Origin of the sequence: Streptomyces sp. IMTB 2501 (assembly GCF_001953885.1) — a bacterium.
In the GTDB taxonomy this organism is placed as follows: Bacteria; Actinomycetota; Actinomycetes; order Streptomycetales; family Streptomycetaceae; genus Streptomyces.
This window is the reverse complement of the sequence record NZ_MQUS01000034.1, coordinates 41,549-53,795: the sequence shown is the minus strand read 5'-3', so window position 1 is coordinate 53,795 and position 12,247 is coordinate 41,549. Positions and strand designations below refer to the sequence as shown.

Here is a 12,247-nt window from a genome sequence, read left to right as displayed (position 1 = left end):
TCGGTCCATGTGGCCCACCCGATCCACATGGACCACCTGGTCAACCTGGTCCTACCCGGCCCACCCGGTCAACCTGGTCCACCCGGTCCACATGAGAGAGGTCACCCGTTGGGGAACAGCAGCGGTCCGCAGATCCCGGTCGTCGTACTCGCCGGATTTCTGGGCTCCGGGAAGACCACGCTCCTCAACCACCTCCTGCACCGCAGCGGGGGCAGCCGTATCGGGGCGATCGTCAACGACTTCGGCGCCATCGAGATCGACGCCATGGCCGTCGCGGGCGCCCTCGGCGACTCGACGGTCTCGCTCGGCAACGGCTGCCTCTGCTGTGCCGTCGACGCGAGCGAACTCGACCTCTACCTGGACCGGCTCGCCGGCCCGGACACCGGCATCGACGTGATCGTCATCGAGGCCAGCGGGCTCGCTGAACCGCAGGAACTCGTGCGGATGCTGCTGGCCAGCGAGCATCCCAGGGTCGTCTACGGCGGCCTCGTCGAGGTCGTGGACGCCGCCGAGTTCGACGACACCCGGGCCCGGCACCCCGAGATCGACCGCCATCTCGCCCTCGCCGACCTGGTGGTGGTGAACAAACTCGACCGGGCCACGGACGGTGACCGGGTGCTCGGTATGGTGCGGTCCCTCGCGGACCGTGCCGCCGTCGTCCCCGCCACCTACGGCCGCATCGACCCGGAGTTCCTCTTCGACTGCCGGCCGAGCGAGCAGCGGATCGGGCAGCTGTCCTTCGACGACCTGCACGAGCACGGCGACGACGGCCACGACCACGCCGGTCATCTGCACACCGGCTACGACAGCCTGTCCTTCGCCGCCGACCTGCCGATGGAACCCCGCAGGCTGATGCGGTTCCTCGACAGCCGTCCGGAGGGGCTGTACCGGATCAAGGGATACGTCGACTTCGGCTCCCACGACACCGTCAACCGGTACGCCGTCCACGCCGTCGGCCGGTTCCTGCGCTTCTACCCCGAGCCCTGGCCGCCCGCCGACGCCCGCCTCACCCAGCTCGTCCTGATCGGCTCCGGCATCGACGCGGGCGCCCTCGGCAAGGAGCTGGAGGCGTGCAAGAACGACGCCCCGCACGCCGACGAGCACGGCATGTGGGGCGTCCTGCGCTACGTACAGGCCCCGGACGGGGTGGATCTGGAAGATCCGCCCGCCCGGAACCCGGAAGACCTGCCCGCCTAGAACACCGGCCCCGCGACCACCGACACCGTCTTCGGCAGCGAGACGCCCGAGCCGTCCCGGCGCGGGTCCAGCTCCGGCAGGTCCGCCGGGGCGCCGTTCTTCTGTGCCGCGCGCGCCGGAACCGGGCCCGCCCAGGCCAGTGCCAGACAGTCCTCGCCCTTCAGGAACCGCTGGCAGCGCACACCACCGGTGGCCCGGCCCTTTCGCGGATACTGGTCGAACGGGGTCAGCTTGGCCGTCGTCTGCACCGAGTCGTCCAGCGTGCCGCGCGAGCCCGCCACCGTGAAGACCACCGCCTCGGCGGCCGGGTCGACCGCCGTGAACGAGATCACCTTGGCGCCCTCGGTGAGCTTGATGCCCGCCATACCGCCCGCCGGACGGCCCTGCGGACGCACGATGGACGCCTGGAACCGCAGCAGCTGTGCGTCGTCGGTGATGAAGACCAGGTCCTCGTCGCCGGTGCGCAGCTCCACCGCGCCGACGATCCGGTCGCCCTCCTTGAGGGTGATGACCTCCAACTCCTCCTTGTTGGACGGGTAGTCGGGCACCACGCGCTTGACGACACCCTGCTCGGTGCCGAGCGCGAGACCCGGGGACGACTCGTCCAGCGTGATCAGGCAGACCACCGTCTCGTCGTCCTCCAGGGAGACGAACTCCGCCAGTGGGGCGCCCCCGGAGAGGTTCGGGGCCGCCGCCGTCTCCGGCAGCTGCGGCAGGTCGACCACGTTGATCCGCAGCAGCCGGCCCGCCGAGGTCACCGCGCCGATCTCGCCCCGCGCGGTCGCCGGGACCGCCGAGACGATCACGTCGTGCTTGACGCGCTTCGCATCCGCCTCCTGCGGGAACGGCTCGACGGTCGCCGTACGGGCCAGCAGGCCGGTCGAGGACATCAGCACCCGGCACGGGTCGTCGGCGACCTGGAGCGGAACGGCGGCCACCTGGGAGCCCGCGGACTCCAGCAGGACCGTGCGCCGCTCGGTGCCGAACTTCTTCGCCACGGCGGCCAGCTCGGCCGAGACCAGCTTGCGCAGCTCCGCGTCGGACTCCAGGATCCGGGTCAGCTCCTCGATCTCCGCGATGAGCTTGTCCTTCTCCGCCTCCAGCTCGATGCGGTCGTACTTGGTGAGCCGGCGCAGCGGAGTGTCGAGGATGTACTGCGTCTGCACGTCGCTCAGCGAGAAGCGCTCCATCAGGCGCTCCTTGGCCTGCGCGGAGTTCTCGCTGGACCGGATGAGCCGGATGACCTCGTCGATGTCGACCAGCGCGGTCAGCAGACCCTCGACCAGATGCAGCCGGTCGCGGCGCTTGCCGCGGCGGAACTCGCTGCGCCGCCGTACGACGTCGAAGCGGTGGTCGAGGTAGACCTCCAGCAGCTCCTTCAGGCCCAGCGTGAGCGGCTGGCCGTCGACCAGCGCCACGTTGTTGATGCCGAAGGACTCCTCCAGCGGGGTCAGCTTGTACAGCTGCTCCAGGATCGCCTCCGGCACGAAGCCGTTCTTGACCTCGATGACCAGACGCAGGCCGTGCTCGCGGTCGGTGAGGTCCTTGACGTCCGCGATGCCCTGGACCTTCTTCGAGTTGACGAGATCCTTGATCTTCGCGATGACCTTCTCGGGGCCGACCGTGAAGGGCAGTTCGGTGATGACCAGGCCCTTGCGGCGGGCCGTCACCGTCTCCACCGACACCGTGGCACGGATCTTGAAGGTGCCGCGGCCCGTCGCGTAGGCGTCCCGGACGCCGTCCAGGCCGACGATCCGGCCACCGGTGGGCAGGTCCGGGCCCGGGACGTGCCTCATCAGCGCGTCCAGGTCGGCGTTCGGATACCGGATCAGATGGCGGGCGGCCGCGATCACCTCGCCGAGGTTGTGCGGCGGCATGTTCGTCGCCATACCGACCGCGATGCCCGAGGAGCCGTTCACCAGCAGGTTCGGGAAGGCGGCGGGCAGGGCCACCGGTTCCTGCTCCTGGCCGTCGTAGTTGGGCGTGAAGTCGACCGTGTCCTCGTCGATGGACTCGGTCATCAGGCTCGTCGCCTCGGCCATCCGGCACTCGGTGTACCGCATGGCGGCCGGCGGGTCGTCGTTGCCCAACGAGCCGAAGTTGCCGTGGCCGTCGACCAGCGGCACGCGCATGGAGAAGGGCTGGGCCATGCGCACCAGGGCGTCGTAGATCGACGCGTCGCCGTGCGGATGCAGCTTGCCCATGACCTCGCCGACGACGCGCGCGCACTTCACATAGGCGCGGTCGGGGCGCACGCCCATCTCGTTCATCTGGTACACGATCCGGCGGTGCACCGGCTTGAGACCGTCGCGGGCGTCCGGCAGGGCGCGCGAGTAGATGACCGAGTACGCGTACTCGAGGTAGGAGCCACGCATCTCGTCCACGACGTCGATGTCGAGGATCTTCTCCTCGTACGAGTCGTCGGGCGGCGGGGTCTTCGTGCTGCGGCGGGCCATCGCTGCCGGCTCCTTGCTACTGAAGCGTTTGATGGATCTGACGCGGACCATTGTGGACCGAGGCACTGACAACCCGTGCCACGACCCGGTCCCGGCGGGCTTCCCGGCACCCCCGGGCGGGTTCGGGGCAGGCTACGGGATCCGCTGTGGGCGTACGTCCCGCGGGAACTTCGCCGAGGCCCCCCGCACGTTGCATACAGTGGCAGGAACGGCAGGAAAACCGCGGTTTGCACAACCGCCTCCGCTCGCGAAGGGACGTACATGCCCATGGGTCACACGACCACAGCCGAGGCAGGCTCCGGGGGCCTGACAGCGACCGAGCACCGCCTGGCCAACGGTCTGCGCGTGGTGCTCTCCGAGGACCACCTGACCCCGGTGGCGGCGGTCTGCCTCTGGTACGACGTCGGCTCCCGCCACGAAGTCAAGGGACGTACCGGCCTGGCTCACCTTTTCGAGCACTTGATGTTCCAGGGCTCGGCGCAGGTCAACGGCAACGGCCACTTCGAGCTGGTGCAGGGCGCGGGTGGCTCGCTCAACGGCACCACCAGCTTCGAGCGCACCAACTACTTCGAGACCATGCCCGCCCACCAGCTGGAGCTCGCCCTCTGGCTGGAGGCCGACCGCATGGGCTCGCTGCTGGCCGCCCTGGACGACGAGTCCATGGAGAACCAGCGGGACGTCGTCAAGAACGAACGCCGCCAGCGCTACGACAACGTCCCCTACGGCACCGCCTTCGAGAAGCTGACCGCACTGTCGTACCCGCAGGGCCACCCCTACCACCACACGCCGATCGGCTCGATGGCGGACCTGGACGCGGCCACCCTGGAGGACGCCCGCCAGTTCTTCCGCACCTACTACGCGCCGAACAACGCGGTGCTCTCCGTGGTCGGCGACATCGACTCCGTGCAGACCCTCGCCTGGATCGAGAAGTACTTCGGGTCGATCGCGTCCCACGACGGCAAGCCCGAGCCGCGCGACGGCTCCCTGCCGGACGTCATCGGCGAGCAGAAGCGTGAGGTCGTCGTCGAGGAGGTCCCGGCGCGCGCCCTGATGGCCGCCTACCGGCTCCCGCAGGACGGCACGCGCGCGTGCGACGCGGCCGACCTGGCCCTGACCGTCCTCGGCGGCGGTGAGTCCTCCCGGCTGTACAACCGGCTGGTGCGCCGCGACCGTACGGCCGTCGCGGCCGGCTTCGGCCTGCTGCGTCTGGCCGGCGCGCCCTCGATGGGCTGGCTGGACGTGAAGACCTCCGGGGACGTCGAGGTGCCGGTCATCGAGGCCGCCATCGACGAGGAGCTGGCCCGGTTCGCGGAAGAGGGCCCCACGCCCGAGGAAATGGAGCGCGCCCAGGCCCAGTTGGAGCGCGAGTGGCTGGACCGGCTCGGCACGGTCGCCGGCCGCGCCGACGAACTGTGCCGGTTCGCCGTCCTGTTCGGTGACCCGCAGCTCGCCCTGACCGCCGTCAAGCGCGTCCTGGAGGTGACCCCCGAGGAGGTCCAGGAGGTCGCCAAGGCCCGCCTGCGCCCCGACAACCGCGCGGTCCTCGTCTACGAGCCGCTGTCCGCCGATTCCGCCGAGCACACCGAGGAAGCGGGCCGCGGTGAGGACCCGGAGCAGGAAGCGACCGTAGAGGCTGCCAACGAGAACGAGGAGACGGCCAAGTGACCGAGCTCGCCACCATGGACTTCCACCCCCAGCCGCAGCCCGGCGAGGCCAAGCCGTGGGCGTTCCCGGCCCCCGAGCGCACCGCTCTCGACAACGGCCTGACGGTGCTGCGCTGCCACCGCCCCGGTCAGCAGGTCGTCGCCGTCGAGGTGCTGCTGGACGCGCCCCTGGACGCCGAGCCAGCCGGCCTGGACGGCGTCGCGACGATCATGGCGCGGGCCTTCTCCGAGGGCACCGACAAGCACTCCGCCGAGGAGTTCGCCGCCGAGCTGGAGCGCGCGGGCGCCACGCTGGACGCGCACGCAGACCACCCCGGCGTCCGGCTCAGCCTGGAGGTCCCGGCCTCCCGGCTGGCCAAGGGCCTCGGCCTGCTCGCCGACGCGCTGCGCGCGCCCGCGTTCGCCGAGAGCGAGGTCGAGCGGCTGGTCCGCAACCGCCTGGACGAGATCCCGCACGAGCTGGCCAACCCCTCCCGCCGCGCCGCCAAGGAACTGTCCAAGGAGCTGTTCCCGGTGACCTCGCGGATGTCCCGCCCGCGCCAGGGCACCGAGGACACGGTCGAGAAGATCGACGCCGCCGCCGTACGCGCCTTCTACGACCGGCATGTACGCCCCGCCACGGGCACCGCGGTCGTGGTCGGCGATCTCACCGGGATCGACCTGGACGCCCTGCTCGGCGACACCCTGGGTGCCTGGAGCGGCACCCAGGGCGAGCCGCGGCCCGTGCCGCCGGTCACCGCCGACGACACCGGGCGCGTGGTCATCGTGGACCGTCCCGGCGCCGTCCAGACGCAGCTGCTCATCGGCCGTGTCGGCCCCGACCGGCACGACCGGGTGTGGCCCGCCCAGGTGCTCGGCACCTACTGCCTCGGCGGCACCCTCACCTCCCGCCTGGACCGCGTCCTGCGCGAGGAGAAGGGCTACACCTACGGTGTGCGCGCGTTCGGGCAGGTCCTCCGCTCCGCCCCGGACAGCACCGGCGCCTCGATGCTCGCCATCAGCGGCTCCGTGGACACCCCCAACACCGGCCCGGCGCTGGACGACCTGTGGAAGGTGCTGCGCACCCTCGCCGCGGACGGCCTGACCGACGCCGAGCGGGACGTGGCCGTGCAGAACCTCGTCGGGGTGGCGCCGCTGAAGTACGAGACCGCGGCGGCCGTGGCGAGCACGCTGGCCGACCAGGTCGAGCAGCACCTCCCCGACGACTTCCAGGCGACGCTGTATCAGCAGCTGGCGGCGACGGGCACGGTGGAGGCCACGGCGGCCGTCGTCAACGCCTTCCCGGTGAACCGGCTCGTGACCGTCCTCGTCGGTGACGCCGCCCAGATCAAGGCGCCGGTGGAGGCGCTCGGTATCGGCGAAGTGACCGTGGTGGCGGCCGAGTAGCGGCACGCGCGCGTGAGGGCCCTGACGACCTACGGGTCGTCAGGGCCCCTGTTGTTCCACTCGCTTCCCCAGATGCCCGATTTGCTCCGGAGGTTGCCTGTCTGCCCTGTGGGATGCGCTACAAAAGCCCGGATCCGTTTGGGATTGGAAAGAGGGCTTCCGTAGCGTCGACCGGGCTGTTCGTCAGGCAGTGCGCCGCACCCGCGGCACCGGACAGTCATCGCCGAGTCCCCGTACGGCGCGAGCCAGGGGAGCCGGGGACCCACCGTCCCTGGGGTGAATCGGGCGCCCGCGCGGCAGCGAGGGGGCCCGTAGGAGACCTTCCTGCTCCGAACCCGTCAGCTAACCCGGTAGGCGAGAAGGAAGGAAAGGACCAGCCACTTCATGGCGTTCATGTGCGCCACCGGGAAGCATCGCAAGCCCGGCCGGGTCAAGCGCACCACCGCTCAGGCGGCCGGCATCGCGGCCCTCACGACCACTGGTGTCATCGGCACCCTCGCGGCCGCCCCGGCGCCCGCCGCCCAGAACTCCGTCGAGCAGACCGGCCTCACCCCGGTGATCACCGTCGGCGACGACATCGCCGAGCACATCGACGAGCAGGCCACCGCCCAGAAGCAGGCCGCCGAGCGGAAGGCGGCCGAGGCGGCCGCGGCCAAGGCGGCGGCGGAGAAGGCCAAGCAGGAGCGCGAAGCCCAGGCCCGCGCCGCCCGCGAGGCCGAGCGCAAGCGGCTGAACACGTTCGTCGCCCCGATAGCCGACTCCTACGTCTCCACGGGCTACAAGGCCAGCAGCTCCCTGTGGTCCTCGGGCTCGCACACCGGCATCGACTTCCACGCGGCCAGCGGCACGCCTGTCCACGCGGTGGGCTCCGGCACCGTCGTCTCCACCGGCTGGGGCGGGGCGTACGGCAACCAGATCGTGATCCGGATGGCCGACGGCATGTACACCCAGTACGGCCATCTGTCGTCCATAGGCGTCTCGGTCGGCCAGCAGGTCACCCCGGGCCAGCAGATCGCCCTGTCCGGCGCGACCGGCAACGTCACCGGCCCGCACCTCCACTTCGAGGCCCGTACGACCCCCGACTACGGCTCGGACGTGGACCCCGTCGCCTACCTCCGCGAGCACGGCGTGAACGTCTGACCCTCCGCGCACGCGGTATCCGCGGCCCCGGCTCACCGAGCCGGGGCTTTCGGCGTTTTGCGCGGTGCAGACCGTACTCGCTGACCAAAAAATATCCATGGAATCCGACCCGCCGTCGGAAATTCCGGCTCATTGGAATAGAGTCACGGAACAGGCGTCCATCGTCGACGTTTCACGGGGATTAAGGCGGAGGTCGGTCATGCGTATTCCGGCGCACTCGGTGTGCACGGCGATCCGGGACGACATCGTCGCCGGTGTCCACGCGCGCGGCGGCCGCCTCACCGAGGAAGTCCTGGCCCGCCGCTACGGCGTCTCGCGCGTCCCCGTCCGTGAGGCCCTGCGCACCCTGGAGGCCGAGGGCTTCGTGGTGACCCGCCGGCACGCGGGCGCGTGCGTGGCCGAGCCGACCGAGCAGGAGGCCGCCGACCTGCTGGACATGCGCATGCTCCTGGAGCCGCTCGGGGCCGCCCGGGCCGCGCAGCGGCGCACCGAGGCCCATCTCAAGGTGCTGCGTGGGCTGGTCAGGCTGGGCCAGGAGCGGGCCAGGCGGGGACACAGCGAGGATCTGCGCTCACTCGGCGGCTGGTTCCACGAGACGCTCGCCCAGGCCTCCTGCAGCCCCGCGCTGACCGCGATGCTCACCCAGCTGCGCCACAAGATCGCCTGGATGTACACGGTGGATGCGTCGCCGAGCCCGGTGGAGTCCTGGGCGGAGCACGGCGTCATCGTCGACGCGGTGGCGCGCGGCGACGGCGAGCGCGCGCGGGCGGTCACGGCGCTGCACACCGAGCGCGCGACGGGCGCGCACCGGCTGCGATTCGCCGAGGCCGCCGAGCGTGTGAGGACTTCGCAACACGCCGTAAACATGTCGGGCCTTCGGCATTAACACGGGCGCCGTATACAAAGAAGTGGAGTTATTCGGCGCGGCGTATTTCCCGTTGCCCTAATTCCGGTGTGCGTGCAATGGGCTCGGAAACGCGGAACCGCGCCGCCCGAAAAGGGCGACGCGGTTCCGGCATATCTGTGCGCCTGCGCTCAGACCGTCTCGGGCAGTTCCTCGAGGCCCTCGGCGACCAGCTTCGCCAGACGGTCCAGGGCGGCGTCCGCGCCGTCGGCGTCGGAGGCGAGGACGATCTCCTCGCCACCCTGGGCGCCCAGGCCCAGGACGGCCAGCATGGAGGCCGCGTTGACGGGGTTCCCGTCGGCCTTGGCGATCGTCACCGGGACGCCTGCGGCCGTGGCGGCTCGGACGAAGATGGAGGCGGGACGGGCGTGGAGGCCCTCGGCCCAGCCGACGTTGACGCGGCGCTCAGCCATGTGTTGCTGCCCTTCACTCTTCAGGGTTGTCTAGACCAGTTTCCCATATCGTGAAGCATGCCCGGATCGGACCTTCGTCCTGTCCCGGAGTGTCGTCGGACCGCGGCCTCGATCCGACTTCCGTCCTCCACAGACTGCCCCGCGCCGTTGTCGGACGCGAGCCGTACTCTGGGGCCCATGCAGACCCCGGCGGACCGGCACGACCGGCACGAGTACCCCGCCCACTGGGAGGCGGACGTGGTGCTGCGCGACGGAGGTACCGCGCGCATCCGGCCCATCACCATTGATGACGCCGACCGCCTGGTCAGCTTCTACGAGCAGGTCTCGGACGAGTCGAAGTACTACCGCTTCTTCGCGCCGTACCCACGCCTGTCCGCCAAGGACGTCCACCGCTTCACGCACCACGACTTTGTGGACCGGGTGGGACTCGCGGCCACCATCGGCGGCGAGTTCATCGCCACCGTACGCTATGACCGCATCGGCGCCGACGGCATGCCCGCCTCCGCGCCCGCCGACGAGGCCGAGGTCGCCTTCCTGGTGCAGGACGCGCACCAGGGCCGCGGGGTCGCCTCCGCCCTGCTGGAACACGTCGCGGCCGTCGCCCGCGAGCGCGGCATCCGCCGCTTCGCCGCCGAGGTGCTGCCCGCCAACACCAAGATGATCAAGGTGTTCACGGACGCCGGCTACACCCAGCAGCGCAGCTTCGAGGACGGCGTCGTCCGGCTGGAGTTCGACCTCGAACCCACCGACCGCTCCCTCGCCGTGCAGCGCGCGCGGGAACAGCGCGCCGAGGCCCGCTCGGTACGACGGCTGCTCGCGCCCGGCTCCGTGGCGGTCGTCGGCGTCGGCCGCGCCTCCGGCGGGGTCGGCCGCAGCGTCCTCGGCAACATCCGGGGCGCCGGCTACGGCGGCCGGCTGCACGCCGTGAACAAGGCCTTCCCAGAGCACCTCAAGGAGGTCGACGGGGTGCCGGCCCACCGGTCCGTGCGGGACATCGAGGACCCCGTCGACCTCGCCGTCGTCGCCGTACCGGCCGAGCACGTGCCCGGTGTGGTCGCCGAGTGCGGAGAACACGGGGTGCAGGGGCTCGTCGTGCTCTCCGCCGGATACGCCGAGAGCGGGCCCGAGGGGCGTGAGCGGCAGCGGGCGCTCGTGCAGCAGGCGCGCGCGTACGGCATGCGGATCATCGGCCCGAACGCCTTCGGGATCATCAACACCTCGGCGGACGTGCGGCTGAACGCCTCCCTGGCCCCGGAGATGCCCCGCCCCGGCCGGATCGGGATGTTCGCCCAGTCCGGCGCCATCGGCATCGCCCTGCTGTCCCGGCTGCACCGGCGCGGGGGAGGGGTCACCGGGGTCACCGGCGTGTCCAGCTTCGTGTCCGCCGGCAACCGCGCGGACGTCTCCGGCAACGACGTCCTCCAGTACTGGTACGACGACCCCGAGACCGACGTCGTCCTCATGTATCTGGAATCCATCGGCAACCCGCGCAAGTTCACCCGCCTCGCCCGGCGGACGGCGGCGGCGAAACCACTGGTCGTGGTGCAGGGCGTCGGTTCCGCTCCCCAGGGACACGCGGTACGGGCGACCCGGCTGCCGCATGCCACCGTCTCCGCGCTGCTGCGGCAGGCCGGGGTGATCCGGGTCGACACGATCACCGAGCTGGTCGACGCGGGGCTGCTGCTCGCCCGCCAGCCGCTGCCCGCCGGGCCGAGGGTGGCGATCCTCGGCAACTCCGAGTCGCTGGGCGCGCTGACGTACGACCGGTGTCTGGCGGAGGGGCTGCGGCCGGCGCGGCCGCTGGATCTGACGACCGGGGCGACGGCGGAGGACTTCCACGGGGCGCTGGCGCGGGCTCTGGCCGACGACACGTACGACTCCGTCGTGGTGGCCGCGATCCCTGCCATCGGGGAAGCGTCGCCGGGGGACGCGGAGCTGGCGGAAGCGCTCAGGTCGGCGGCTGCCGCAGTTCCCGGCAAGCCGGTGCTGGTGGTGCATGTGGAGCTCGGGGGGCTTGCGGAGGCATTGTCGGCTGCGGCGAGTACGGCACCACAAGCCGTCGAGAAGGCACCCGGCACTGCAGGCGGTGCCCACCGTCCCCCACGCTCGTCCTCGCTGGAGCCACTGCCCACCGCGGTCGCGGCACCCCACGAGGGCACCCCCGGATCCCCCCAGGAAGGCGCCAGGCTCATCCCCGCCTACCCCGCCGCCGAGCGGGCCGTGCGGGCCCTCGCTGAAGCAGTGCGGTATGGGCAGTGGCGGCGGGAGGCGATGGATCCGGGGAAGGTGCCGGAGTACGAGGACATCGACGAGAAGGGTGCCGCGCGGCTGATCGGTGAGCTGCTCGCGCGCGGGGAAGGGCTCACGATCTCCGACGCGGAGACCTGCGACCTGCTGGGCAAGTACGGCATCCCGGTGCGGCGCGCGCTGCCCGCCCCCACCCCCGACACCGCCGCCGAAGCCGCCCGCGCCCTCGGCTACCCCGTGGCCCTCAAGGCCACCGCCCCGCACCTCAGACACCGCGCCGACCTCGGAGGCGTACGCCTGGATCTCGCGGACGAGGAGCAACTGCGCCGGGCATACGCCGAGTTGACCGAGCTGTTCGGGCCGCCGGAGGACCTGCGGCCGGTGGTGCAGGGGATGGCGCCCAGGGGGGTCGACACGGTCGTACGCGCGGTGATCGACCCCGCCGCCGGGGCCGTGCTGTCCTTCGGGCTCGCCGGGGCCGCCTCGCAGCTGCTCGGAGACATGGCGCACCGGTTGGTCCCGGTCACCGACCGGGAGGCGACCTCACTGGTGCGGTCGATCCGCACCGCACCGCTGCTGTTCGGCTGGCGCGGCTCCACCCCCGTGGACACCCCGGCGCTGGAGGAGCTGCTGCTGCGGGTGTCCCGGCTGGTCGACGATCACCCGGAGGTGGTCGCCGTCACCCTGGAGCCGGTCGTCGTCGCCGGACGCGGCGTGAGCGTCCTCAGCGCCACGGTACGGCTCGCGCCGCCGCCCGCCCGTGACGACCTGGGTCCGCGCACGATGCCGGCGTACTGACGGCGCCGGTCGCACGGGAGCGCCTCATGACCAGGGGCTTCC

The 12,247-nt window shown here is 71.4% G+C and carries 8 protein-coding genes and 1 riboswitch; of the genes, 6 read left to right on the top strand and 2 right to left on the bottom strand.

The features are described 5' to 3' along the window. Positions 1–27 precede the first annotated feature (27 nt). On the top strand, positions 28–1,197 hold the full coding sequence (locus tag AV521_RS38785) for a GTP-binding protein (RefSeq protein WP_079249621.1): 1,170 nt from the start codon (positions 28–30) through the stop codon (positions 1,195–1,197). Here AV521_RS38785 and AV521_RS38780 read toward each other — a convergent pair. After that, a complete protein-coding gene (locus AV521_RS38780) occupies positions 1,194–3,653 on the bottom strand; it encodes a DNA topoisomerase (ATP-hydrolyzing) subunit A (protein ID WP_076095615.1) in 2,460 nt (819 codons plus the stop codon). The two genes, AV521_RS38785 and AV521_RS38780, sit on opposite strands and share 4 nt — an antisense overlap. Positions 3,654–3,914: 261 nt before the next feature. Between AV521_RS38780 and AV521_RS38775 the strand changes: the two genes are divergently transcribed. From AV521_RS38775 to AV521_RS38760, 4 genes are all read left to right on the top strand, one after another. Continuing rightward, positions 3,915–5,318 (top strand): pitrilysin family protein, encoded by a 1,404-nt coding sequence (locus AV521_RS38775; protein WP_076095612.1) that lies wholly within the window; start codon positions 3,915–3,917, stop codon positions 5,316–5,318. Further along, a complete protein-coding gene (locus AV521_RS38770; protein WP_076095610.1) occupies positions 5,315–6,703 on the top strand; it encodes a pitrilysin family protein in 1,389 nt (462 codons plus the stop codon). Before AV521_RS38775 ends, AV521_RS38770 begins: the two co-directional genes overlap by 4 nt. Before the next feature lie 211 nt (positions 6,704–6,914). Then, positions 6,915–7,074, top strand: a riboswitch (cyclic di-AMP (ydaO/yuaA leader). Positions 7,075–7,087: 13 nt separating this feature from the next. Beyond that, positions 7,088–7,843 (top strand): M23 family metallopeptidase, encoded by a 756-nt coding sequence (locus AV521_RS38765; protein ID WP_076095608.1) that lies wholly within the window; start codon positions 7,088–7,090, stop codon positions 7,841–7,843. Positions 7,844–8,042: 199 nt separating this feature from the next. After that, the gene (locus tag AV521_RS38760) at positions 8,043–8,729 is read left to right on the top strand and encodes a GntR family transcriptional regulator (RefSeq protein WP_076095606.1); all 687 of its coding nucleotides are present in this window, start codon (positions 8,043–8,045) and stop codon (positions 8,727–8,729) included. A 149-nt stretch (positions 8,730–8,878) separates the two neighbouring features. Here AV521_RS38760 and AV521_RS38755 read toward each other — a convergent pair whose 3' ends face one another. Continuing rightward, positions 8,879–9,160, bottom strand: coding sequence for an HPr family phosphocarrier protein (locus tag AV521_RS38755; protein WP_076095604.1), 282 nt, complete (start codon positions 9,158–9,160; stop codon positions 8,879–8,881). Positions 9,161–9,337: 177 nt separating this feature from the next. Here AV521_RS38755 and AV521_RS38745 point away from each other — a divergent pair, with 177 nt between their 5' ends. Beyond that, on the top strand, positions 9,338–12,205 hold the full coding sequence (locus AV521_RS38745; protein ID WP_179023716.1) for a bifunctional GNAT family N-acetyltransferase/acetate--CoA ligase family protein: 2,868 nt from the start codon (positions 9,338–9,340) through the stop codon (positions 12,203–12,205). The last annotated feature ends 42 nt before the right edge of the window (positions 12,206–12,247 follow it).

Excerpts from the sequence above, each read along its gene's own strand:
- AV521_RS38765 (WP_076095608.1), top strand. The coding sequence starts at position 7,088 with ATGGCGTTCATGTGCGCCACCGGGAAGCATCGCAAGCCCGGCCGGGTC.
- AV521_RS38780 (WP_076095615.1), bottom strand. The coding sequence starts at position 3,653 with ATGGCCCGCCGCAGCACGAAGACCCCGCCGCCCGACGACTCGTACGAG.
- AV521_RS38785 (WP_079249621.1), top strand. The coding sequence starts at position 28 with ATGGACCACCTGGTCAACCTGGTCCTACCCGGCCCACCCGGTCAACCT.
- AV521_RS38760 (WP_076095606.1), top strand. The coding sequence starts at position 8,043 with ATGCGTATTCCGGCGCACTCGGTGTGCACGGCGATCCGGGACGACATC.
- AV521_RS38745 (WP_179023716.1), top strand. The coding sequence starts at position 9,338 with ATGCAGACCCCGGCGGACCGGCACGACCGGCACGAGTACCCCGCCCAC.
- AV521_RS38775 (WP_076095612.1), top strand. The coding sequence starts at position 3,915 with ATGCCCATGGGTCACACGACCACAGCCGAGGCAGGCTCCGGGGGCCTG.
- AV521_RS38755 (WP_076095604.1), bottom strand. The coding sequence starts at position 9,160 with ATGGCTGAGCGCCGCGTCAACGTCGGCTGGGCCGAGGGCCTCCACGCC.